This window comes from Halococcus thailandensis JCM 13552 (genome assembly GCF_000336715.1).
Classification (GTDB): domain Archaea; phylum Halobacteriota; class Halobacteria; order Halobacteriales; family Halococcaceae; genus Halococcus; species Halococcus thailandensis.
In genome coordinates, this window is record NZ_AOMF01000092.1 from 1 (window position 1) to 22495 (window position 22495).

Below are 22495 nucleotides of genomic sequence, written 5' to 3' on the forward strand. Positions count from 1 at the left end.
AGAAGTGACGTTTTGCAGGGTCTGGGCGTTGTTGGACACAATTCCCACACCCTGCAACCTCGCACGTGACGCTTTCTATGACACGCTCTCTCAGGGGAAAATACAACGTCATCGACCAGGTCCATCACAGCACATGACATTTTCCACCTCCGAAGACGGTTCCTTCGCCAATGGAGGTACTCGTCGACAGGTACATCCACCCCTCCCGTCATAATATCAGTACATATCGATGCCTGCAGTGACTGTTGGGACGTACCTCGTCTTTCTAATTATTCTCGTCGCTCTCGGTTTGTTCGTCACCGAGCCCGTCTCGGTCGATGTCACGGCACTCGGCATTATGGTGACGCTCATGATATTGGCTCCATGGACGGGCATCTCGCCGCGTGCAGGCGTTTCCGGATTCGCAAATCCCGCGACGATCACGATTCTCGCGATGATGATTCTGAGCGAAGGCGTCCGCCGGACGGGCGTCATCCAGCGACTGAAGAAGACGGTCGCGTCCTACACCGGCGAGGACGTCCACAAACAACTCGGTGCGACGGTTGGAATCGTCGGTCCCCTCTCAGGGATTATCAACAATACAGCCGCCGTCGCAATCCTGCTGCCGATGGTGAGCGACCTCGCCCACGAGAACGGAACTTCGCCGTCTAAGCTGTTGCTCCCGCTCTCGTATGCCTCGATGGCCGGCGGCATGCTGACGCTCATCGGGACGTCGACGAACCTGCTGGCCAGCGACGTGATGAGCCGACTCGCCAGCGACTACCCGTCCCTGCACGCGTTCTCGATGTTCGAGTTCACTCACCTCGGCCTGCTCGTGTTCCTCGTCGGAGCAGCGTACCTCCTGACAGTCGGGTACTGGCTCGCACCGTCGCACGTGACACCGCGAAGTGAACTCGAAACGGCGCACAAAGAGGAATTCCTCACCGAGGTCATCATCGGCGACGAATCGACGTTCGCTGGACTGACGATCCAGGAAGCGCTTCAGCAGGTCGAGTTCGAAGTGAACGTCACCCAACTCATCCGTGACGGCGATCATCACCGAGAACCCTCGCTGTCGAGAACCATCCAGAGTGATGACACCTTCACGATCCGACTCACGGAAGACGCGTTGCGGACACTACTCAACGTGGAGGGGATCGAGTTTGTTCCGGGGGACACACCCCCGGAGAGCCTCGACACACTCGGTCCTGAGCAAACGCTTGTCCAGATCGTCATCACCGCTGGTTCCGATCTTGTCGGCGAGACGGTCGAATCATCGGTATTTCAAGACCGGTATCAAACAGTCGTCCTCGCGATCCGCCGCGGGGGAGAAACCGCCTACGAGCGTCTCAGCGAGTATCGGATCCGTCCGGGTGACATGCTCCTCATCGAATCCGACTCAGACACTGTTGACCGACTCGCTGACGATCCGAACGTGATCGTGGCTGGTGAACTCGAACGTCAGCAGTTCCGGTCGTCGAAACTTCCGCTCGCAGTCGGTGTCGTGCTCTCGGTTGTCGGGCTGGCGGCACTCGGCATTCTTCCGGTCATGGTCGCAGCGCTTGGCGGCGTCCTCGTGATGTTCGTCACCGGCATCATCAAACCGGCAGAGGCGTACGATGCTGTTCAGTGGGACGTGATCTTTTTGTTGGCTGGCGTCATCCCGCTCGGCAGAGCGCTGTCGGAGACAGGTGGTGCTGATCTGCTCGGCACGCTCGTCGTCTCAACGGCTGACTTCCTGCCCGCAATCGCCGTTCTCGGGTTGTTCTATCTGCTGACTGCTGCGATGACCAACCTCATCAGCAACCAGGCCAGCGTCGTGTTGCTCATTCCCGTCGCCGTCGACGCAGCCACCCGGTTGAACGCGAACGCATTTGCGTTCGTCCTCGCAGTCACGTTCGCCGCCAGCACGGCGTTCATGTCGCCAGTCGGCTACCAGACCAACCTCTTCGTCTATGGTCCTGGTGGATACGCGTTCAGTGACTACGCCCGGGTCGGCGGACCGCTTCAGGTGATCCTGGCTATCGTAACGACCCTCGGGATCGCTGCGTTCTGGGGACTGTAAATCTGCTCAGGCTCCCTGAACCCACGGTTCGCCGTCACTATTCCTGAATTCAGCAGTTATCGTCCTGTGGGAATACTGGCCAGATTCATAGTCTCATAAACACCATAACCGAACGTGATGTACAGAGTACTCGTTCCGGTCGATAGAAGTGAGGAACGCGCGTTCCACCAAGCACAGTACGTGTCACAGCTTCCGAACGCCGCCGACGACATCGAGGCAACGGTGCTGTACGTGGTGCCTCCCGATGAGTTCAGCGACTCTGACGCGATGGAGTTCTCGGACATCGACGCGGCCGTCGGGGCGGCCAATATTCTCGAAGGCGAGGGCGTCTCAGTGATGCGAACTGTCGATGTCGGTGGCGTTTCGGACCAAATCGTCCGTTCCGCTGAGGGACTTGAGGCCGACGAAATCGTTATGGGCGGGCGCAAGCAGTCAGGTGTTTCTCGTATGATTCTTGGTAGCACGGTTCAGGACGTTATGCTCTCGGCTGAGCGGCCGGTTACCATCACGAGCCAGACGGCCGTTCCCAGCGAAGGAATCCGACAGGTTTTGATACCAGTCGACGCCGACGTTGAACGCGCTCATCATCAAGCGGCGTACGTTGCGGGGCTTCCCAAGGCGGCGGAGACGGTCGAAGCGACGGTTCTCGTCGTGTTCCGCCACCAGGATTACAAAGGGGCCCCTCCCCACACGTTCGAGGAGATCGACGCGGCAGTCGGAGCGGCCGATGCCCTCGAAGACGAGGGGGTTCCCGTCGAACGTGTCGCCATCGGGGGTGAGGTGGCCCGGAAGATACTCGACATGGCAGCGGAACGCGATGCCGACAGCATCGTCATAGGTGGGCGCAAGCGGTCAGGGCTCCAGGAGGTACTCATGGGGAGCATCACGCAGGACGTGATGCTCTCGGCCGAACGACCGGTCACCATCACCGGCTAGCCTCGGTCGAACGCGCACCCACGTGAGTCCTGAGGACGCGCGGCACCTCCGTGACGATTACTCGGTGTTGGCGGCACGTTGAATCTCTGTTGTCTCTTCGCGGCGCTGCCGGGGAACGGTGGCTGCCCTCGGTGGTGGGCTCGTCAGGATTTTGGTGACCGCGCTAACGGTTGGCGTGCTCGGTACCGTCTACCGGTTCCGTCCGACTATGTATGCGGTGCTACGGGCGACGGCGAACGACTGTCGGAAATGAACCTCGAGGACCCCGACGGAGCTTCGGATGACGCCCAGAGAAACTGAAGATGCCGTACACCCGGTCGCAGTGTTCGAACTTGACCGGCAGATCGATCTGCCGCCGCTTTCTGGCGCGGCAGGTTCGCCGGCATTGTCGGAATACCTTTTGGTGAGCGAGACGAACTCTTCGGTGAAGTGGGTGGTAAGGTTACTGCAAACGCTACTCACCCACTTCACACTCTTCGATTTACCGACCCATCACGCCGCCGTCTAGTGATTCAACGGATCCACGACTTTCCTTGAGAGGCGGGGCTGGTGCCTCTCCCCGATACAGGTCCGATTTCAGTACGAGGGTCGTTGTGCCTGGATGACCGATGCGAGCTGCTGGGTTTCATCCGAGAGCAGTTCGGTCAAGTCATCGGCAGTAATGATACCCACGAGTTCGTCGTTTTCGCCACAGACGGGCAGTCGACGCACACCATTCTCGCTCATTACCTGAGCTGCCTCGTAGAAGCCAGCGTCGGGACCCACCACACACAGATCCGTCGACATGATGTCGTCGGCAGTCTGGTCAGTCGAAGAGGCTTCTTCTGCTAGCACGCGCGTTGTCAGGTCACGATCCGTGACGATCCCAGTCGGGTTGTTGTCATCGTTCGTGATGACGACACTCCCGACGTTCTCGTCCCGTAATTGTTGAGCGAGTTCGGAGACTGCTGTCTCTTGGCTGGCACTCACTGTGTCTTCACGGGCAAGATCTTGGATTGGCATTGTGCTTGCCTCCATGCGCACTTTCGTCGGTTAGTCGGATATACGGGAGGGACATTCTCAGTAGCTTGGAATCATACCTGGCGTTCATTGTGACATCCGACGCCGAACGAAGTAGACGAAGAAAAACCCGGCTGCGACAGCAAGTACAGGGAGCTCGTACGGTCGATCATGGAACGTCAGAATTGCTGCTGCCACGACGAGCGCTCCGGCGAGTACTGCATATCCGAGATCGTGATTACCCATCCCGTGTCCATCAACTGGCTCCGTACGGACGACCAGTTCGCCGCGTTCGAGCCGGTACAACGTTCGATCGAATCGGGACGGGGCTCGTGCCAAGGCGGGGAGCGATCGGCGAATGTCCGTCCACGTCTCTTCGATGATTGCATCGAGCTCGCTCTCGATGAGTCCCTGCTCGACGAGAAATGAGCGCACGACCGCGAGAAAGTCGAACTCGGGATCAAGCTGTCGACAGACTCCTTCACCGACGGTCCCGACCCGAATGAGTAGCATCACGTCCGGCGGAATACGAAACGGGAAATCACGGAGCATCGTTGTCAACTCCGTGATAATCATCCGCCAGGTGATCTCCGATCGGCCTTCGAGATTCTCGATGACGAGTTCGAGAACTCGACCGACCTCGGCACGATTGACGTGTGGTTCGAGGACGTCGAGCGCAATGAGCGCGTCGACCAAGTCATCCACGTCGCCACGGACGAGTGCCCGATAGAGCCCGATGATGTCCTCCTGAACGGAGGCTGGAAGGCGTTCACTCATCCCAAAGTCGAAGAGCAGCAGACAGCCGTCGTCTGTAACAGCAAGATTTCCTGGATGGGGATCAGCGTGGAAGACTCCGTCGACGAGGCCCATTTCCATATACACCTCGATAATCCGTGTTGCCATCTCGTGTGGCGTCACGTCGACATCGTCGAACGCGTTGTCGTCGGTTATTTTCCGGCCGGTCAAGTACTCCATCGCCAGTATACGCTCCGAGGACAGGTTTTCATAGACGCCGGGGATGATGACTCGATCATCGTCGACGAAGTTTTCCCTGATGTCGGCCATGATCGCCCCTTCTCGGTCGAAATCCAACTCATTCAAAATTATGTCCTTGAAGTCGTCGGCAGCGTTTTCGATCGAATATTGCTGGCGTTCGCTCGCGAAGAGGCTCACCAGCGGAATCAGTCCGTGGACGACCCGAAGATCACGTTCGATCACGGGTCTCAGTCCAGGACGTCGCACCTTCAGTGCGATTCGCTCATCCCGATAGTCGGCAGTATATACGTACGCGAGTGATCCACCGGCGATCGGTTCGAGCGTCGACCGATCGAGTTCGTCACCAAGTTCTTCGTCAACGACCTGCTTCGGATCTCCCCCAGCGTCTTCGGGAACTTCATCCTGAAGCGTCCCAAAAGCGTCGGCATAGATCGGTGGTACGATGTCCGGGCGTGTCGAGAGTACCTGTCCGACTTTGATGAATGCCGGTCCAAGCTCGAGCATCGTGTCCCGAATCTGTTCAGCTCGCTGTCGATGTGTCTCGTCAGCAATTCGTCTTCGTGACCCGAACAGAATGAACCGCCGCCTATCACGGAGAAACGCCAGCGCGAAGGGCAAAAATCGGAAGAGAACGACCAGATACCGGCGGAACACTCCGTTCATCCTATCGGAGTTAGTAATGGTTGGTCATAATCAACTGGCAATACGGTCCGTCCTCGAACGAATGACATATGTCTATGAAGGAGTGGTTGTGTCGCCTCGTATAACTATCCACCTCTTTAGACCAGCAAAGCACTTACGGCTGTTCTTGGATCGTAAAGATGATCATCTTCACTTACTCCGACGGTTAGGACTCAAATACTCGGGTGTTCAGCCGCGATACAACCACGTTGAGGAGGAGGAACACCACGAATCCGACTACGATCCACACCCACTCGACAGGAGCGAGGGGAACGACCTGGAAGAAGTCATGCAGCGGTGTATACAGGACTGCGAGATGGACGAGTAGCGACACGCCGATAGCCCCGACGAGCCACAGATTCGAGCGAAGCGTCTGGTCGTACCGCGAGCGGATGACCTGAATGCGGATCAGCTCGACAACGACGATGAAGGTAAACAGCAGCGACTGAGCACGGAGGAGCGACCCCGTGCGGTCGAGGGCATAAAAGAAAATGCCCAAGCCAATCACTGCTAACAGGATGGCGATTGTCAGTATTGACACGAGTACGCGGGCATTGATCACCCCTTCGTCGGTGGGGCGAGGGGGGCGGTTCATGAGGCCGTCCGCGTGCGGATCGGCACCGAGCGCGAGTGCTGGAAGGGTATCCGCAGCGAGGTTAATCCAGAGGATTAGAATTGGTGTTAAAATCAACGCTTTCGACGTCGCCGAAAACTGTCCCGGGAAGAGCAGACTTCCAAATAACACGCCGAGGAACACGACAAGCACCTCGCCTGTGTTGGTCGAGACAAGATAGTTGACGAACTTTCGTACGTTCTCGAAGATGCCGCGCCCCTCCCGGATAGCATCACGAATTGTCGAAAAGTTATCATCTCGCAGAATCATATCGGACGCCTGCCGCGCGACGTCGGTGCCGCGCTGTCCCATCGCCACCCCGACGTCCGCCTGCGTGAGAGCAGGCGCGTCGTTGACGCCGTCGCCAGTCATCACGACGGTGTGTCCGTTGTCCTGGAGCGCGTTCAGAAGACGGACCTTGTGATCTGGCGTCACTCGGGCGAAGACATCGACCTCTTCGATCGTTCTTGTGAGCTGGTCGTCCGACTGTTCGTCGACGTCAGTGCCAGGGTGTGCACCATCGGGATCCAGTCCAATCTGCTCGCCGACCGCTTTGGCCGTAGTGAGATTGTCACCAGTTGCCAGTATTGTTCGGATGCCAGCTGATTGGCAGTCAGAGATTGCCTCCTCGACTTCTTCTCGGGGCGGATCAATCATCCCTTGCAGACCGAGAAACACCATCTCGTCCTCGATCTGATCCGCGTCGGCAGACGGATCCTCGATAGCTTTCGACGCGAATCCCAGCACCCGAAGTGCATCCCCGGCGAATGATGTCGTTTGGTCGAGGATTTCTCGGCGCTTTTCGTCAGTAAGTTCGTGCACGTCGCCATCTTCGAGGATGGAGTCACATCGATCCAGGACGACTTCTGGTGCCCCTTTCATGTAGGCAGTCAGCTCTCCATATTCAACGAGGACGGTCATCCGTTTCCGCTCCGAGGAGAACTTGATTTCACGGACCCGCTCACCAAGTGACTCGATATCTGCCTCGTCCGCTATCCGCTGGAGCGCGATCTCCGTCGGCTCACCTCGATACTCATCGTCCGTTCGGTCGACGTTGTTGCAGAGAGCACCACATCGTAACAGCGGGGTAACTGATGAACGGGAACGCTCATTGCCGTCATCATCGATCTGTCGTCTTTCAGGGACTTCGCCTTCTGATTGCGCAGTCGAGTCGGACAGATCTGTGACGGAACCAGAAGCGTAGAGCCGCGTCACTGTCATCCGGCTTTCGGTGAGCGTTCCGGTCTTGTCCGTGACGATGACGTCGACCGATCCGAGACTTTCGACGACTGGGAGCCGTCTAACGAGCGCGTTCCGGTCGACCATCTCGCGTGCGCCCAGCGCCAGTGTGAACGTCACGACAGCGGGCAATCCTTCTGGCACGCCCGCAACAGCGAGGGTGATCCCAACGAGAAGAATTGCGACCGGGTCTGTCGCGGTAAACAAAAATTGAACAGCGACGACCAAGACGATCAGCGCGACGACCAGCCCACCGATCTGTTTGCCGAGTTGTTCAACCTCGGCCTGAAACGGCGTCTGTTGCTCGTCAGCTCCGCCGAGTTGGGTAGCGATACCACCAACTTCGGTCTCCATGCCAGTTTCGACGACGACCGCTCTCCCGCGACCCTTTACAACGGTCGTGTTCTTGTAGACCATATTGTGGCGCTCGGCCAGCAACGTGTCTTCGTCGACAGTCCCGGTCGTTTTCTGGACGGGTGTGCTTTCTCCAGTGAGGGGTGACTCGTTCGTCCGCAACTCGTCAGCAGTCAGTACTCTGGCATCAGCCGGGATCGCGTCCCCCTGTTCAAGATGAATGATCTCGCCAGGAACGACCTGTTCTGCGTCAATGACCTGTTTTTGTCCGTCTCGGACGACAGTCGCCTCCGGACTTGCGAGCTCACGAAGTGCTTCAACAGACCGAGTAGCCTGATAATCCTGAATAAATCCAAACAGCCCGTTAGCACCGATGATGAGGCCAATGAACGCCGCCTCGGTGTAATTCGGTTCACCACCGGGAATGAACCCAACACCAAGCGACAGGAGCGCTGCCATGACAAGGAGATAGATGAGCGGGTCACGGAACTGTGAGAAAAGCAGTTCGAGAACCGATGTTCGTTCAGCGTCGTGGATATCGTTCGTTCCGTACTCCGACAGTCTGCGATCTGCTTCGTCAGGCGAAAGTCCCTTCTCGTCGGTTGCCAAGGCTGAGAAGATTTCGTTAGTTGGCGTTGCGTGCCAGGGTTCCGAGCGAATCGTGTCCAAATCGTAACGAGTCATACTGTCGAAAGGTTTGTTGAAGAGCACACGGTCCGGTTTTATCGTGGAATTCGCCCAACTCCGATTTACCGGCACGTTACAGTTACGTGGGGAAACACGGGCGATACTCAAAACGCTACCGGAGAGCTCATTCAGTTCTCCATACTTCGATGCTGCTTCCACACCAGTGTTGTCCGCGAATGCCACAGTTCATCGAGAATTCGTGGACACTTCTTCCTCCCCACCTGTGCATCCGAATATCGATCTACCGCCGTGATGGCGTATTAGGGTGTGAATTCTCTGCTAAACGCCAAATATGAAGCGAGATTGAACGAATTAGACACGCGTAAAAATGTCTTCAGGCCCTTACTGATACATACCCGAAATCGATGGTTGCTGGCCTTGTTGCTGCTGATACTGTTGAAGTTGCTCCGCGATCTGTTGATTCTGTTCCTGAATTTCCTCAGCCTGTTCAAGAAGTTCCTGGGTGTCGATATCGAATTCGACGAGCGGTTCGAGAGCATCTTCAACGATAGCACGGGCAGCCGTTGGGTCGGGAATGTACGGATTTGAACGCACAATGAGCAGCGCCGCTGGAACGTTATCGTGATAACAGTCAGCCAATAGGGCACCGGTAATGCCACTGATGACCCCCGAGCCCTCAGCCAGGGTGATTCCCGAATCGGTGAGAGCAGTTTCCAACCTGTCCGTCGTGGCAACGCCGACGATTTCACCGATTTCGTCCTTAGATTCTGCAGGAGCGCCTGCAAGAAACACAGCTCGTTCGAATTCCTCACCCAAGTCCTGTAGGACACACTGACTCAGGGAATCAACCGCGGCAGGTGGAATAGGAATGTCGCTTTGAAGAGTCATTACGGCTGGATCCTTCCCAGCGTAGACTCGTACTGTGTCACGAACCCGACCTTCATCGAATGTCGCAACGGACGGGAAATCGTCCGAAACAATGGTTCCGTACTGATCTAATTCAAGTTGCTTTGTGATTTGGTCGACTGCAATCGACGCAACCAATCCCAATCCAGGAAGCCCTTCAATGAGCGTCGGCGCTCCGGCCCGTAGTTCTGAGGTCTGTTCGAAACTTGTTGACGGATTCTGAGTCATCACTCAACACCAAATCTACTATCGAGTATCACGTCCTTATCACCACTGCTGTTTTTCAATCCGTGAGAACGAACTTCGGCACTGCAACAAGTTATGCTCGCACATTGTTCAATGTATGTGAGAACTATTCCCTACCAATGCTCTCTTTCATTCTCATTCTTGAACTACCAAACGAGAAACTTGTTTCGCTGAGGGCTTACTGATATTCTCTACTCGATCGCTCAAGTAACTGTATAATCTCTCAATTTGGTAGTGTCTAGTTGAGGTGGCTTGAGGAATGAGCAGGCCGTAACGAGTACTATCCATGAAACTCGCGGATCTGCTCAGAGAGACGTTGAACGTGGATTGTGATGAGGTTTGGGGGAATGAGCGCACCCCGACACCCGTCAGGGTGTTCGGGGTGCGTCTCCATTCGATGGGGCTGTCGCTGCGGGAGATCGTCGCTGTCCTCAACTGGCTTGGCGTTGACCGTTCCCACGGCGCGATTTGGAACTGGACGCATATGCTCTCGGAAACCCAGGCTGACCCGCCGACGTTCACGAGAGTGAAGCTCTCGTACAGCACATCAGAACGCTTCGCGTTCTGAGGACGGCGTTCCTTCATCGTCTCTCCACTAAACACGCTGTCTCAGATACCGAGTTCCTCGTCGACGCCGATGGGTATCTGACCGCTCTCGCTCGGCGTGAGTTGAGCGGTCATCTCGATTACAGTGAGTGCAACCTCGCCGAGAAGTTGCTTCAGACCGTGGCGATGCGAATCGACCGCTTTCACTCGTTCTGGCGGGGGAGTCCAGCCAGCGCAGGCGCTGGCTGCGACGGTTCAAGCATCACTACAACCATGACCGACTGAATCAGGCGCTCGATGGACGAACACCCGCCGAGGAGGTTCTCAACTAGACACTGCCCTCAATTTCATGTCTTCGAGTTAGTAGAATATATTCTGATATCAACTGCGTGTTCGACAGTCACATTCCTACCTGAGACCGAGAGATACCGAAAGACGCACGTGTTATTATGTCTGCGGCTCGTCGTTGCAATTACAAATCATGGGCAGGGGATGATCCATGCAGTTCAACTTGATTCTATGGATCCGATTTTCTCCTCGAATAAAGCCAAGATTGATACTGTCCCCGTTCAATAATCCACATATATGAATTTCGACGAGTTCATCGGTGAGATCCAACACCGGCTCGAACTGCCCGGTACTGGCGAGTCAGTACGAGCGATCCGGGCGACATTGCTGACGCTGGGGAAACGTATTCCTGAAGGCCACGCTGACGACCTCGCCGCGTCGCTTCCGATGGAGATCAAATGGTATCTCACCGGAGCGGTCAACGAACACAGCCAGCGCTTCGATTGGAGTGAGTTTGTCTCACGGGTCAGTGAAATCGAGAAGACTGACCCAGCCGACGCGGCCTACCACGCTCGCGTCATCGTCGACTTCGTACAGACGCTGGTCCCGGAGTCGGACTTCCAGCAACTGCGTGACTCACTCCCCGAAAGCGAAGACGACGAAAACTGGCGCAAACTCTTTGAAATCGTCGATGCTGGTGGCTGGAATGAAACCGAGCAAGCACGGCCCGAAAGCGAGTCATAGACCTGTGACTACACATCACAACTACTATACGAATGCAAACAGTTCACCTGAAACGGCAGAACGTGCTTCTCTGGAATTCCCGCCTTCCTCGTGAACACTTCCATTACTCAACGCTACGTAATGTTGATGTGAGCAGCGATGTCCCCTTGTTCGTCCGGTCCCAACAAACGCCGCGAGTGGTGGGGTGACAGAGCGGACTATTGTGCCTGCTTGGAAAGCAGGTGGCCGAGAGGCCCCGTGGGTTCGAATCCCACTCCCACCGCATCTGCCTCATGAAAGATTCGCCCAGCCATCTCGATGGACATTACAAATACGTTCGGTATCCATCAAACGGAATAGCAATACAATATCGCGTTTTAGAACGTTGAGCCGAAAGGGGAAGTCCAGATGTCGTACGCTATGCCTCCGCTTTGGCCGGTCGGACGGTCAGGACGGGAATCGGCGACGTTCGCACCAGCTTCTCGGTGACGCTACCCAGCATGTACCGGTCGAATCCAGTTCGACCATGTGTGCCGACGACAATTAGGTCCACATCGTGCTCGTCAATGTACGAAAGAATCTCGCCGTGGATCGACGTCCCGAGTGCGACCAGCCCGGAGACGGGTTCGACCGATGCGTCTGTGGCAAATGCCGTGGCATCCTCGACGATCTCGGTGGCGTTCTCTTCGAGGAACTGTACCTGCATCTGGACACGGACGTCCGCCCCGAGGCTCGTGACGTCGACGACCGACAGCAGGTGAAGTCCGGCCGCCTCTTCGCGCGCCACGTCGACGCCCGTTTCGAGGGCTGCCCTCGCACAGTCGCTGCCGTCAGTCGGGACCAACACGTTCCGGTACGGATGGGTGGTCGTGACGTCGCTATCCGGTCGAATCGTGAGTANCCGTCAGTCGGGACCAACACGTTCCGGTACGGATGGGTGGTCGTGACGTCGCTATCCGGTCGAATCGTGAGTACGGGGACGTCGCTCGATCTGACGACGCGCTCGGTGGTACTACCGAGTAGGAGTCGAGAGAGACCTCCGCGACCGTGTGTCGGCATGGCGATGACGTCGACGTCGCGCAACTCGGCATAATCGAGGATCGTGCTGTATGGCTCCCCCCGAAGAACCTCCGTCACCGCAGCGACGCCACGCTCGTGGGCGCGCTCGGCGGCGTCGCTGACGATCCCTTCGCCCTCCTCTTCGAGGATGTCGACGACGTCGCCGCGAATCTGTACGACGCTGTCCCGCGTCGTGTCCGCCACGTTGAGGATGTGTACCGTCGCGTCGTGGGCAGCAGCGATGTCGAGAACATGATCGACAGCGGCGCTCGCTCCCTCGCTCCCGTCAGTCGGGAGCAGAATCGTCTCAAACATACCGTATCTTACCACCTGTCATGTGTTAAGTATTCCCCAGCAAGCCGACGCTACCGGTTTTCGGGAGACTGGAACGGTACTGTGTCGGCGGCTCTTCGGCCGGCGTTCCTGTCTTCAATCGAAGCGAATTCCTCGCCACGATATCGAAGAACGCCTTACGACCGGCATTCCGTTCGTCAGTGAATTCCACGCATCCACTTGGCCAATTAGCCGCCACCATTCTCAACGGTGACCACTTCGACCGGTTCGTGGCCGGCGTCGGTAAGCGCGTCCGCGGCGTGTTCGACCGCCGCTTTGGGTGAGTCGATCGTCATCGGTTCGTCGACGGTCCGAACAGTCGTCACGGGAACCGTCGCCTCACGGATGACGCGTTCGGCGACGCTGCCGAGCAACACGCGATCGAGACCCGTGCGACCGCTCGTTCCCATAATGATCGCGTCCGCATCGACATCGCCCACGGCGGTAAGGACCTTCTGGTAGGGGTTACCGTGTTCGAAATAGGTTTGGATCTCGACGGAGGTGCAGGATGCCGCGTCTTCGACGCGTTCGAGCGCGTTCGTCCCGCTTGCTTCGAGCGAGTCGAGGGCCGACCGCTTCAACCCGTCGCACTCCGAGGTGTTGACGACGTGAAGTGCGTGAACGGTCGCGTCGACTTTGTCGGCAATTTCGATAGCATGGTCGATTGCCCGTCGGTTCCCCCTCGCTTCCGTCCGTCGGCAGCAGGATATTGTCGTACGGTTTTTCCACCGTCATCTACGCCGAGGGCGAACAAATAGCCACTCCAGGTTCCCAGTCAGAGGGGAATCGGAGCGTTCGGGCCGAGATTGCTGTCGATTGTGAAATATCTGACAGCGGTTCGGTGCCACACATCGCTGCCTCATTCGATTGTGTTCTCGTCGGTCGTACCCCCGTTCGCAAACCCGGACGGAAGCCCAAGGTGTTTGATACCGCTTTGCTCTTCGAATTGGAGCTGGTAGAATTTCGTGTTCTCGGCAGTACTGGCTCGCTCTAAGAGGTCCGGACGGCCCTGTTCACATCTGACCGTCATATTTAGACTATCATATGACCAGAAAACTAGACCACCTCCGGTTCCTCAATGACATCCTCGAACCCGTTATCGATTGCCGCAGCATCGACATAGTTCGAGATGTGTTTCTCTTCCTCAGGTTCACCGAACCTTTTGGAGGAGTCGGTCTGTTGGTATTCAGTAATCGTTGATTGTCCGGTAACGGTCTCGAATAGAGCAGCGAAATCCTCGGTGTGGTCGGATTGCTTCGTCATCGCCTTTCCTCCCTCGTCCTCCGAGGCGAAGATGTAAGTCGGTCAGATCTCTCGCAGTGTGATACTTCCAGCTCCAGTTCCCCGCAAGCACCGAGTGAAATAGTGATGTCTTCGATGATTCGAGAGTATTCACTAGCGTGGTGGCCGGATTGACGAACGCGCGTTCGTTCTTCGAGTAGCCCCGCATCGGTGAGCAGATCGAGCTTGCGGTAGGTCGTCGAAAGCGGGAGATTACATACCTCCGCGATCTCGTTCGCAGAGAGTGCTTCGCTGGTTGCATCGAGAATCTCACGACAATCGGTATCGTCAAGCGAACCGAGAAGGGCCGTGATGGTCTCCTCGGCCTCAATCACGCTGTCCGTCGTCCATTCGGGATCTCGGAGCCCCGAAGAGCCCATCGATGACTGGCTCATGGATACTTCTATCATCCTCCGCAGGGAGTAATCCAAAGCCACAATATCCGGGCAGGTATTTAAGGCCGAAGCGAACAGGCTCGTGTTGTTCTCACCCAACGAGGGAAGCGAATCGCAGCCCTTGGATGGGCAAAACTGTACGAACCCTCTATAGGTAAAGGCTCTTCAAAGAAGGTCACCGAAGATTTTCGTTTCCGCTGCCGAGAGATGCTCACTGAACGTCGATGGATTGATATCGAGTTCCGCGGCGACGTCGTTCGCATTGGCTTGTCGGGGTCGATCGAAATACCCCATCTCGTGGGCAGTTTCCAGCACTTCGAGCTGGCGAGCCGTGAGTTTGCTTCGGTCCACTAAGACACTATCTCGGGAGTGCTCTCCCGCTGGTGACCGAATGAACCGCTCGATATCCATGTTCGGAAAGCGTTCACGAAGTTCGGCCACGATATCCTGCAACTCCTCGTAATCAGCCGCATGGAACACAATCGTCAGTTCACCGTCTTGTGCGACGTAGCGGGCGGTGGGACACCCGAACCTTCCGAGGCATTCGCACGGACAGCTTCCCTCGCCGTCATGGCTGAGCCGATATCGGTGTGTGGACCCATGGGAGAAAATCGGCGTGATATCCATCTCGGGATCGTAGGCCGCGCCCATCGAAAACTCCGTCACGCTTTCCGTACAATCGGCCGGGCAGACGTTTGTCGCCACCGAATCGATAGTTGTTTCTGCCGTCTTCGAGAGTTCGACGATCGGACAGATATCCGGCGTAGCGAACGTCACTGTGGCTCGAATCCCAGACGGCATGAATGGGCACGTTCGTTACGACATTACATCAATACTGGGCCTCATTTCCGAAGGGCAAAGAGCGGGTCGTTCCGGCGAACATGCCACACGGACCAGATCACGAACGGTTGTTCTCACGATCGATCTCGATTCGACGACCGCTCAACTTGACCGGATCGAAGACGTACAATCGTACATCGAGGTCTCGCCGTGACTCGCCCCAGATTTCGAACAGTGGGCGCTTGGCTTCGCCGTACTGTTCGATATGTTCGACAGTTATCTCATCTTCCGGGATTTCCTCAAGGGTCCCCCTGGCAACGACACTCCGATAGATGGGATCGTCCTCCTCGTAAACGACGAGGCGAGCACGAGGCGAGGATGCCAAGAACTGGCGCTTTTCGCTTTGGGGGGTCGAAACCAACCGCAGATAGAACCGTCGCTCGTCTGCATCATAGCCATATGAGATCGGAATGGCATACGGCTCGTTTTCACGTCCGAGGGCCAATACTCCCGTCTCGTGGTGGCTGAGAAGCGAATCCGTTTCCCCCTTTGCCAGTTCGGTTTCTTGGTCCAGAGGCATTTTCTCGTGCCACGAAGGACAAGAGTCGCCCGGAAAAGCCTGTCTGTGACCGACGGTCCACAGCGAGGAAAACCGATAGAAGCCGGGAACTCATGGGGAATCCGGGGACGAGATTCTCGTGAACGCCCCGTCAGTGACGGTAGTTCCACAGATGATACACCCCTTCTGGATGAGCGCCTGTTTCATCGAGTCGTTCACCTCCAGAGATTCTCCGCAGGCCGGACAGAGGAAGGCGTACTCCGCTCCTGTTTCGCTACTCATTGTCTCCAATTCTACATCGTCCCTACTAAATACCGTTCCTCTATTTCCAAGCCTATGAGAACAGCGAACTAGAATGAATTGATAGAGTCCTAGGCGGTGGTGCAGAAGTCTTTACACACCCTGAACTGCCTGACTTCGATTTTCCGTGCAAGTACATTCCACACTGATTCAGTTCAATATTATTTCTGACATTCATGGTACTTTATACGGTGGTGCTTGATCGAGATTCGTTGAGTTAGACCGTGAGACCCATTCTTCACCACCGCCAGAGTCCTATGGTGGGTTCATCACCTCCATAGCTGAGACATCACCACGATCGATCGCTGCGAAAATGATGTTTTAGGAATGTTTGGATAGCGTACGCTCCCCCTGCTCGACACCATTCTTATTCAACACAGTCCATCATTGTATCAGGGTGTCATAGAACGGTTGAATGGTTTTCGTGTATCGGTCGAGAGACCCGCTACCGCTGGCTCTGAATTGCGACAATACTGGCTGCTTCTCAGATATTGTTTCTCAGACACCTAGTAAAGCATTTGAAAAATTCTATGATACTCTCCATTGTATGCCAAGTGATATCGCTATAATCCCTATCGCTTCTCAGTTGCTGGGAACCACCTTTGAGGTATATGACGTCCGCTCCCATTGGTTCACCTATAGGAGGAAAACTAATGATAGCAAATCAAACTGCCAGCGAATCGAACATTTACAGAAACGAAATCGGCGGTATGACTGTCGGCAGTCATCGCCCAGGATTATTCGACATGCTATCACATCTACCAATACTGAATGGCGAAAGACAATCAATGCAAGAGAAAAACGAGACCAACGCATAATGTACGACAGTATACTTGTCCCCACTGACGGTAGCAAAGGAGCAACCGCCGCGGCGCGCCACGCGCTGAACCTTGCGAGTGCTTTCGATAGCGAGGTGCGCTTTCTGAGCGTCGTCAACGAACACTCGTATAGCACCGACTTCGCTGAATTCGACTCGTTGGCGGATGACCAACGTGACGCACTAATTGAGGAAGCGACAGACAACCTTCGCCCGCTCGAAGACCTTGCCGCCAAAAACACCGTTCCGTTCGAATCGTCAATCGAACACGGCATTCCCCATCAAGCGATACTTGATGACGCTGACGAGCACGATATCGATATGGTGGCGATGGGGACACACGGGCGAACGGGACTCGAACGGATTCTCATCGGCAGCGTGACCGAACGCGTCGTCAGAACGAGCGACGTCCCCGTGCTCACCACACGGACTGCACCGGACGAGCGCTCATCGTACGACAACGTGCTAATTCCGACCGATGGCAGTGATGCCGCGAGTGCTGCCATTGATCATGGATTGGCCATCGCCGAACGATACGACGCCACCGTCCACGTACTGTCAGTCGTGGATGTGAGCTCATTTGCCGGTTCCTACAACGTCGCCTCCATCATTGAGGCGTGGAAGGACGATTGCGAGCGAGCGGTCACCGAAGTCGCCGAAGCAGCCGAAAGCCGCGGTATCGATGTTACTACCGAAGTCAAGCAAAGTACGCCCTATCGCGCCATCAAAGCGTATGTCGAAAACGAAGGGATCGACCTCGTGGCGATGGGCACGCACGGTCGGACGGGACTCGAACGCTACCTCGTTGGGAGCGTGACCACGCGCACCGTCAGAACGAGCGACGTCCCCGTGCTCACGGTCCAATAGTACCACGGATAGCCGGAGCATATCGAATATCGTGGTCGGTGAAAAACAGACAGATACCTCAAATTGAAAATAGCGGGCTGGCGAGTGCCCGTCTTTCAGTAGCGGACGGCATTGACGAAACGCCGAAGCGGTAGCCCAACACCTACAGCAACCCCAGAACGAACTAACCGGAATCAATCATGTTTCCCTTCATAACCCTGACTTCACGTTTCCGTTGTAGCTTTTATACGGATCGGGTGAATGCGTGAATCTCGTGACCGGCATCGATAGCCTGTAAAGTCAAGCGCTGTCCCGTCTCCTGTTGCGCCGAAGAGAGCAAGTTACAACGGGCCGCTCACCCCAATAGATACCGGAGCCACGGATTGGATTGAACCACACCGAGTTGTTCGAGGTACGCATCAATGCCTAGAATTCGCCCGGCACCGAACGCGCCCAAACCGAACAGCAGGGCCGCATACACGAGGTGGTCATCGACAACCCAGCCGTGGGCAATCGGCAGACCCGCCATGAGACCCCCACTCAGCGCCGCCAGCCAGTAAAACAGCATCATCACTGCTCCCCAGAACGCGCTGAAACGGACGAACGCGCCCAGAATCAGCGCGAGCCCCGTCAGCGTAAGACCCCACATGTTCAGCAAGTCGATGAGCGGGCTGCCGGCCATACTTGCCCAGAAGTCCATCAGTGGGTTCCCCTCAGGAACTGCACTTGTCAAGAACCCGGCAGCAGTCCAGTTGTTCGCTGGGTCGCTATCGAGATATGTGATGAGCTTGGTGATTCCACCCTGAAAGAGTGTCCATCCCATCACGATCCGAAGCAGGAACAGCGAGTAGCCGACCCACTGCTCGGAATAGTCGAAGCTCACCGAACGATTCAATATCTCCGTTTCGAGCGTATTCGTCGTCGACATGATACAATATTTACTGTCGTATCGGAGATTTATTACAATTATGGCTTTCACAGTTGGAGTGATATCACCGTCAACTTTCGAACCAAAACAGGGGGTTGTGGAGCCATGAAAATCCGGCTGAAACCAAGATAGACAGAATTTGCGATTCAAATAGTCCCCGCAAACAATGTTGGTTATATCGACTCAATAGTGATCGCTTGCTCGCTCTCGATAGGCGAAATCACCTTCAAATAGAGGATGTTGATAGTGTACCGTGTTTATTTTTGGTGTATACTCCCTCAGTTTTCGTTTGTATCATCGCCGAATCGATTGGGGCTGTATTCGATACCACAGTATAGCGTCACTCTTTCTTCGGTTTCTGAGTAGCAATCGACAAAAATGATGTCTACGTCATTCGAACTATGCCGACGACGCTCATCGATAACGTTCTCGAATCGCTCCGCATCGGCCTCGGGTTCCTCTGGGTCGCCGCATGGGCGATCATTATGGGGTTGGTCATCACCAGCCTCGTCCAAGTGTACGTCTCCAAAGAGCGGATGGCGAAGGTCCTCGGTGAGGGTGACCTTTCAGGCCTCACGAAAGCGACGCTGTTCGGTGCTGCGAGTAGCGGCTGTAGTTTCGGCGCTGTCGCAATCGGTAAAGGGCTGTTCAAGAAGGGTGCTCACGTCGTGAACTTCCTCGCGTTCATGTTCGCCTCGACGAATCTCATCGTCGAACTCGGCTTGATGATCCTGCTGTTGCTCGGCTGGGAGTTCCTCGTCGCCGAACTCCTCGGTGGTATCGTCCTCATCGCCGTCATGGCACTAATCGTTCATCTGACGCTCCCTGAAAATCTCTTCGAGGATGTACGAGCGGAACTCACCCAGCGTGATAGCAAGCAAGGTGTCACCGAAGACCCGACCTGTGGGATGGAGGGCAAAGACGAGTATTCGCTCGTGACTGACGGCGGCGAAACTGTGAAGTTCTGCTCGGCAGGCTGTATGGAGACCTACGAGCAAGAGATGGCCAGCAGCGGTGGCTGGCGCGACGAACTGCTCTCGTGGGGTGGCTGGTACAAACTCGGCAACCAGTATCGCAAGGAGTGGTCGATGATTTGGACGGACGTCATCGCAGGCTTTCTCATCTCGGGGTTCGTCATCGTGTTCGTGCCACAGTGGGTCTGGAACGCACTCTTTTTACAGGGTGACGGACTGCTCGTTAGTGCTGAAAACGCGATCATGGGCGTGGCGATCGCCGTCATCAGCTTCGTCGGCAGCATGGGCAACGTTCCGTTTGCCGTCGCGCTCTGGGGCGGCGGCGTCAGTTTCGCCGGCGTCATCGCGTTCGTCTACGCCGACCTCGTCACGATTCCTGTGCTAAACGTCTATCGGAAGTATTATGGCTGGAAAGTGATGGCCTACATCCTCGGCGTGTTCTTCGTGACGATGGCCTTCTCCGGATTTCTCATGGAGGAGCTGTTCGATGCCCTCACCATCATTCCGAACCTCGCCGGCGGCCAGACCGCAACCGAACAGACGTACTTCGAACTCAACTACACGTTCTATCTCAACCTGATCGCGTTCGCCCTGTCGGGATTCCTCTTCTACGTCTATCGGCGCGGTCTCGGTGCTCCAGATCAGTACCGAGATCCGGTCTGCGGAATGCAGACCGACGAGGACGATCCAACCGCCACTTACGATGATGAGACGTACCACTTCTGTTCGGCGAGTTGCAAGCGCGTGTTCGAAAACAATCCCGACGACTACACCGACGTTCAGCCGGTTGCCACACAGACTGGCGGGCAGGCTCACGACCATGACTAATACTATTCCTGTTTCGAGTATTTGTAGCTACCCCAGCGATCCACAATCTCAGACAGGTAAATCAGCTGGATCTGATCGAAAAACGGTTTGCTGAGATCAACATCAATGTATGAGCTGACTGCAGAACAGAATTTTCAGATGAACTTCCCGGATCCGCCGCTCGTGAGCGGCGGCGAACGCATCGGATTCGTCGGTAGCTACCCGTACTCACCGAGTGGCTGATTCCAGTAGTTGCGGATCAGTCGGAACGTCCGCGGCATTCCGCCGCGGACTGGATACTGGCGTCGATAATAGTCAGCGAGAATGTACGCGAGCAACGTGCAGTACAGCTCGAAAAGTATGCCATTCAACTTTGTACTGTGAATCGCTGAATGTTCGTGTACTGTTTTAGTTCACGAAACATGATTTCGATCAGCCACCGAACGCCGTAGATCAACGCCACCTCCAGGGCATCGAACTCGTCGGAAGAGAGTGTCGTGAGGTAGACCTCATCGTCATCGTCGTCGTGCATGACGGTGACTTTCTGATACTCCCGTCCCACGGTTCCCAGTTCGATGTCTTCATCAATAACTCTCACCTCCTCGCTGTCCGACTGCTCGTGTTCGAAGTCGTGGAGCGTGTCCACGACTTCGTGTTTTGTATTGTCTTTGAGAGGCGTGACGAAGTCCATGCCTTCGTTCTTCATACTAGCAAACCGGCCGTAGTGGACGTAGCCCTTGTCGAAAACGAAGATCGCTGAGTCGAGGTCCTCGTGGACCCCGGCGTCGCCAGCGAGGACAGGAAATGCGTCCGACTTGGGATAGTTCGCTCCGGTGACGAACGTGCTGAGTGGTTGCTTCATGGCTGGATCGAGCCGGGCGGCAGTATGGAGTTCTATGCCACCGTCTTTCGGACGAACAACGAGCTCGTCGCGGCGGTGTCGACGACGAGCGCCGTTCTAAGTGGGAGACGTGTAGCATCGCAGCCAATGATCTGGCGGTCACGGAAGCGTTCAAGGTGTTTGCGAGCGACTCCCGCAGAATGATACAGAGAGGGATGCTCAAGGACAGCGGTCGCCAGTTCGGCGACCGCTTGGGCAGGGCGACGCGTGGTCAATTTCGAGCAGTGACCCTTGCTGATTGGTTCGAGATCGGCGTAGACATCAGTTTGTTGAGCGAGGTCTTCGAGTGTGTTCGGATCAGCGATGCTCAACCGGAGACCGATTTTGACGTGTTCAAGAAAGTCGATTCGGTTTGAGTGAAGCCAATCTCATACCGAGCGACGATTTCCTCGCTGTCGACTTCGTCGAGCAGCGAGGTAAATCCATCAACGACACGGTTCTCCACACCGCCATCGAATGCCGGAGCGCTGATTGCTGAACTCATGCGCTCAGTACGTCGAACAGGCGGTTAGTGGGTGGGGTTCAAATACTCGAAACAGGAATAGTGTAGGAGTTGAGGTATTCGCCCGTGCCTTGGTCCTCGTCCCAGTTCACACCCCATTCGTGAGCCTCTCCCAGTGGTCGGAGCGGGGCGTCACTACCGTCATACCTTATCTTGGTGTGGTTGAAATCCCACACCCGGCCATAGTCTTCCTGCGATGGAATCGAGGTACCCCCATTCCTGGTAATCAAGGTGTTCCTCGCTGCTGGCCTGTTCGGCCGACTCGTAGCCGCCATCGTCGTCGAAGAGAACGCCACGGAGTTTACAACACACGTATGAGTCGTGTGCCGGCAGATAACGACTTAGATCGCCATCAACGGCAGCATCAACGTGATGCCGCTAAGAATGCCAGCAGCCAGTTCGCGATGGCCATCACCGTCCAGTCCGGCACCGATCTGTAGCGCCTCGGGGATGAACTCGGTAATGACGAGGTAGATCATCGCCCCAGCAGCGAACCCGAATCCGAACGGCAAGAATCCTCGTGCCCACGAAACGAATGCAAACGCGATCACCGCACCGATCGGCTGAGGCAACGACGAGAACACTGCTGCGCCAACCATCCGCCACTCACTCACTTCCATCGATCGGAGCGGGATCGAGATCGCGATTCCCTCGGGAATGTTGTGGATCGAAATCGCGATCGTCATGAACACGGCCAGCACGGGCACGACGAGACCGAACATCGTGACACCGCCCTCCAGACCGACATCGGCAAACGAAACCCCGATAGCAACTCCCTCGGGGAAGGAGTGGAC

At 56.0% G+C, this 22495-nt stretch carries 22 protein-coding genes, 1 tRNA gene and 2 pseudogenes; 10 read left to right on the top strand and 15 right to left on the bottom strand.

The features are described 5' to 3' along the window. The first annotated feature begins 229 nt into the window (after nucleotides 1-229). From C451_RS03850 to C451_RS23255, 3 genes are all read left to right on the top strand, one after another. Nucleotides 230-2044, top strand: a complete 1815-nt coding sequence (locus tag C451_RS03850; RefSeq protein WP_049912854.1) for an SLC13 family permease — start codon at nucleotides 230-232, stop codon at nucleotides 2042-2044. Between the two features lie 117 nt (nucleotides 2045-2161). Continuing rightward, nucleotides 2162-2980, top strand: coding sequence for a universal stress protein (locus tag C451_RS03855; RefSeq protein ID WP_007737900.1), 819 nt, complete (start codon nucleotides 2162-2164; stop codon nucleotides 2978-2980). A 280-nt stretch (nucleotides 2981-3260) separates the two neighbouring features. Beyond that, nucleotides 3261-3488, top strand: coding sequence for a hypothetical protein (locus C451_RS23255; protein WP_007737901.1), 228 nt, complete (start codon nucleotides 3261-3263; stop codon nucleotides 3486-3488). A gap of 68 nt (nucleotides 3489-3556) precedes the next feature. Here C451_RS23255 and C451_RS03865 read toward each other — a convergent pair whose 3' ends face one another. From C451_RS03865 to C451_RS03880, 4 genes are all read right to left on the bottom strand, one after another. Next, on the bottom strand, nucleotides 3557-3982 hold the full coding sequence (locus C451_RS03865) for a CBS domain-containing protein (protein ID WP_049912855.1): 426 nt from the start codon (nucleotides 3980-3982) through the stop codon (nucleotides 3557-3559). A gap of 84 nt (nucleotides 3983-4066) precedes the next feature. Continuing rightward, nucleotides 4067-5638 carry an ABC1 kinase family protein gene (locus C451_RS03870; RefSeq protein ID WP_007737908.1) on the bottom strand — a complete coding sequence of 524 codons (1572 nt, stop codon included), beginning with the start codon at nucleotides 5636-5638 and terminating at the stop codon, nucleotides 4067-4069. A gap of 184 nt (nucleotides 5639-5822) precedes the next feature. Further along, nucleotides 5823-8546, bottom strand: coding sequence for a cation-translocating P-type ATPase (locus C451_RS03875; protein ID WP_049912864.1), 2724 nt, complete (start codon nucleotides 8544-8546; stop codon nucleotides 5823-5825). 345 nt (nucleotides 8547-8891) lie between these two features. Continuing rightward, entirely contained in the window at nucleotides 8892-9644 is a 753-nt protein-coding gene (locus tag C451_RS03880; protein ID WP_007737910.1) for a proteasome assembly chaperone family protein, read from the bottom strand. A gap of 304 nt (nucleotides 9645-9948) precedes the next feature. Here C451_RS03880 and C451_RS03885 point away from each other — a divergent pair. The 3 genes and pseudogenes from C451_RS03885 (at nucleotide 9949) to C451_RS03895 (ending at nucleotide 11502) form a co-directional block, all read left to right on the top strand. Continuing rightward, nucleotides 9949-10540 (top strand): annotated as a pseudogene (locus C451_RS03885) (IS6 family transposase). 253 nt (nucleotides 10541-10793) lie between these two features. Then, nucleotides 10794-11240, top strand: a complete 447-nt coding sequence (locus C451_RS03890; RefSeq protein ID WP_007737914.1) for a DUF2267 domain-containing protein — start codon at nucleotides 10794-10796, stop codon at nucleotides 11238-11240. Between the two features lie 178 nt (nucleotides 11241-11418). Further along, nucleotides 11419-11502, top strand: a tRNA-Ser gene (locus tag C451_RS03895). 135 nt (nucleotides 11503-11637) lie between these two features. Here C451_RS03895 and C451_RS24540 read toward each other — a convergent pair. The 8 genes and pseudogenes from C451_RS24540 to C451_RS22860 form a co-directional block, all read right to left on the bottom strand. Then, nucleotides 11638-12066: a universal stress protein gene (locus tag C451_RS24540; RefSeq protein WP_241431174.1), complete on the bottom strand. Its 429-nt coding sequence runs from the start codon at nucleotides 12064-12066 to the stop codon at nucleotides 11638-11640. Between the two features lie 173 nt (nucleotides 12067-12239). Continuing rightward, nucleotides 12240-12593, bottom strand: a pseudogene (locus tag C451_RS24545) (universal stress protein); the annotation flags it as partial. 206 nt (nucleotides 12594-12799) lie between these two features. Continuing rightward, nucleotides 12800-13321 (bottom strand): universal stress protein, encoded by a 522-nt coding sequence (locus C451_RS03905; protein WP_080503481.1) that lies wholly within the window; start codon nucleotides 13319-13321, stop codon nucleotides 12800-12802. A gap of 346 nt (nucleotides 13322-13667) precedes the next feature. Then, a complete protein-coding gene (locus tag C451_RS03910) occupies nucleotides 13668-13874 on the bottom strand; it encodes a hypothetical protein (protein ID WP_007737919.1) in 207 nt (68 codons plus the stop codon). Next, nucleotides 13871-14386, bottom strand: coding sequence for a winged helix-turn-helix domain-containing protein (locus C451_RS03915; RefSeq protein WP_007737921.1), 516 nt, complete (start codon nucleotides 14384-14386; stop codon nucleotides 13871-13873). Before C451_RS03915 ends, C451_RS03910 begins: the two co-directional genes overlap by 4 nt. A 66-nt stretch (nucleotides 14387-14452) precedes the next feature. Continuing rightward, on the bottom strand, nucleotides 14453-15088 hold the full coding sequence (locus C451_RS03920; RefSeq protein ID WP_049912858.1) for a helix-turn-helix domain-containing protein: 636 nt from the start codon (nucleotides 15086-15088) through the stop codon (nucleotides 14453-14455). A gap of 97 nt (nucleotides 15089-15185) precedes the next feature. Further along, complete coding sequence (locus C451_RS03925) at nucleotides 15186-15647, bottom strand: pyridoxamine 5'-phosphate oxidase family protein (RefSeq protein WP_007737923.1); 462 nt, start codon at nucleotides 15645-15647, stop codon at nucleotides 15186-15188. Between the two features lie 90 nt (nucleotides 15648-15737). Next, on the bottom strand, nucleotides 15738-15908 hold the full coding sequence (locus tag C451_RS22860) for a DUF7560 family zinc ribbon protein (RefSeq protein ID WP_007737924.1): 171 nt from the start codon (nucleotides 15906-15908) through the stop codon (nucleotides 15738-15740). Between the two features lie 835 nt (nucleotides 15909-16743). Here C451_RS22860 and C451_RS03930 point away from each other — a divergent pair. Next, nucleotides 16744-17610 carry a universal stress protein gene (locus tag C451_RS03930; protein WP_049912860.1) on the top strand — a complete coding sequence of 289 codons (867 nt, stop codon included), beginning with the start codon at nucleotides 16744-16746 and terminating at the stop codon, nucleotides 17608-17610. Nucleotides 17611-17944: 334 nt separating this feature from the next. On the opposite strand, the gene C451_RS03935 is transcribed toward C451_RS03930, so the two are convergent. Continuing rightward, the gene (locus tag C451_RS03935; RefSeq protein ID WP_007737928.1) at nucleotides 17945-18517 is read right to left on the bottom strand and encodes a DoxX family protein; all 573 of its coding nucleotides are present in this window, start codon (nucleotides 18515-18517) and stop codon (nucleotides 17945-17947) included. 401 nt (nucleotides 18518-18918) lie between these two features. Between C451_RS03935 and C451_RS03940 the strand changes: the two genes are divergently transcribed. Next, entirely contained in the window at nucleotides 18919-20319 is a 1401-nt protein-coding gene (locus C451_RS03940; RefSeq protein WP_007737929.1) for a permease, read from the top strand. 346 nt (nucleotides 20320-20665) lie between these two features. Here the strand turns inward: C451_RS03940 and C451_RS03945 are convergent, their stop codons facing one another. Beyond that, nucleotides 20666-21196 (bottom strand): transposase, encoded by a 531-nt coding sequence (locus C451_RS03945; RefSeq protein ID WP_275039316.1) that lies wholly within the window; start codon nucleotides 21194-21196, stop codon nucleotides 20666-20668. A gap of 143 nt (nucleotides 21197-21339) precedes the next feature. Here C451_RS03945 and C451_RS22520 point away from each other — a divergent pair, with 143 nt between their 5' ends. Both C451_RS22520 and C451_RS23995 read left to right on the top strand, forming a co-directional pair. Beyond that, nucleotides 21340-21555: a hypothetical protein gene (locus C451_RS22520; protein WP_206536674.1), complete on the top strand. Its 216-nt coding sequence runs from the start codon at nucleotides 21340-21342 to the stop codon at nucleotides 21553-21555. Then, the gene (locus C451_RS23995) at nucleotides 21552-21677 is read left to right on the top strand and encodes a hypothetical protein (protein ID WP_275039314.1); all 126 of its coding nucleotides are present in this window, start codon (nucleotides 21552-21554) and stop codon (nucleotides 21675-21677) included. The genes C451_RS22520 and C451_RS23995 overlap by 4 nt, the downstream gene beginning before the upstream one ends. Nucleotides 21678-22042: 365 nt before the next feature. Here the strand turns inward: C451_RS23995 and C451_RS03955 are convergent. After that, the coding region (locus C451_RS03955; RefSeq protein WP_007737934.1) for a ZIP family metal transporter at nucleotides 22043-22495 on the bottom strand (453 nt) is incomplete at its 5' end.

Excerpts from the sequence above, each read along its gene's own strand:
- C451_RS03850 (WP_049912854.1), top strand. The coding sequence starts at position 230 with ATGCCTGCAGTGACTGTTGGGACGTACCTCGTCTTTCTAATTATTCTC.
- C451_RS03855 (WP_007737900.1), top strand. The coding sequence starts at position 2,162 with ATGTACAGAGTACTCGTTCCGGTCGATAGAAGTGAGGAACGCGCGTTC.
- C451_RS23255 (WP_007737901.1), top strand. The coding sequence starts at position 3,261 with ATGACGCCCAGAGAAACTGAAGATGCCGTACACCCGGTCGCAGTGTTC.
- C451_RS03865 (WP_049912855.1), bottom strand. The coding sequence starts at position 3,982 with ATGCCAATCCAAGATCTTGCCCGTGAAGACACAGTGAGTGCCAGCCAA.
- C451_RS03870 (WP_007737908.1), bottom strand. The coding sequence starts at position 5,638 with ATGAACGGAGTGTTCCGCCGGTATCTGGTCGTTCTCTTCCGATTTTTG.
- C451_RS03875 (WP_049912864.1), bottom strand. The coding sequence starts at position 8,546 with ATGACTCGTTACGATTTGGACACGATTCGCTCGGAACCCTGGCACGCA.
- C451_RS03880 (WP_007737910.1), bottom strand. The coding sequence starts at position 9,644 with ATGACTCAGAATCCGTCAACAAGTTTCGAACAGACCTCAGAACTACGG.
- C451_RS03890 (WP_007737914.1), top strand. The coding sequence starts at position 10,794 with ATGAATTTCGACGAGTTCATCGGTGAGATCCAACACCGGCTCGAACTG.
- C451_RS03910 (WP_007737919.1), bottom strand. The coding sequence starts at position 13,874 with ATGACGAAGCAATCCGACCACACCGAGGATTTCGCTGCTCTATTCGAG.
- C451_RS03920 (WP_049912858.1), bottom strand. The coding sequence starts at position 15,088 with ATGCCGTCTGGGATTCGAGCCACAGTGACGTTCGCTACGCCGGATATC.
- C451_RS03925 (WP_007737923.1), bottom strand. The coding sequence starts at position 15,647 with ATGCCTCTGGACCAAGAAACCGAACTGGCAAAGGGGGAAACGGATTCG.
- C451_RS22860 (WP_007737924.1), bottom strand. The coding sequence starts at position 15,908 with ATGAGTAGCGAAACAGGAGCGGAGTACGCCTTCCTCTGTCCGGCCTGC.
- C451_RS03930 (WP_049912860.1), top strand. The coding sequence starts at position 16,744 with ATGTACGACAGTATACTTGTCCCCACTGACGGTAGCAAAGGAGCAACC.
- C451_RS03935 (WP_007737928.1), bottom strand. The coding sequence starts at position 18,517 with ATGTCGACGACGAATACGCTCGAAACGGAGATATTGAATCGTTCGGTG.
- C451_RS03940 (WP_007737929.1), top strand. The coding sequence starts at position 18,919 with ATGCCGACGACGCTCATCGATAACGTTCTCGAATCGCTCCGCATCGGC.
- C451_RS22520 (WP_206536674.1), top strand. The coding sequence starts at position 21,340 with ATGATACAGAGAGGGATGCTCAAGGACAGCGGTCGCCAGTTCGGCGAC.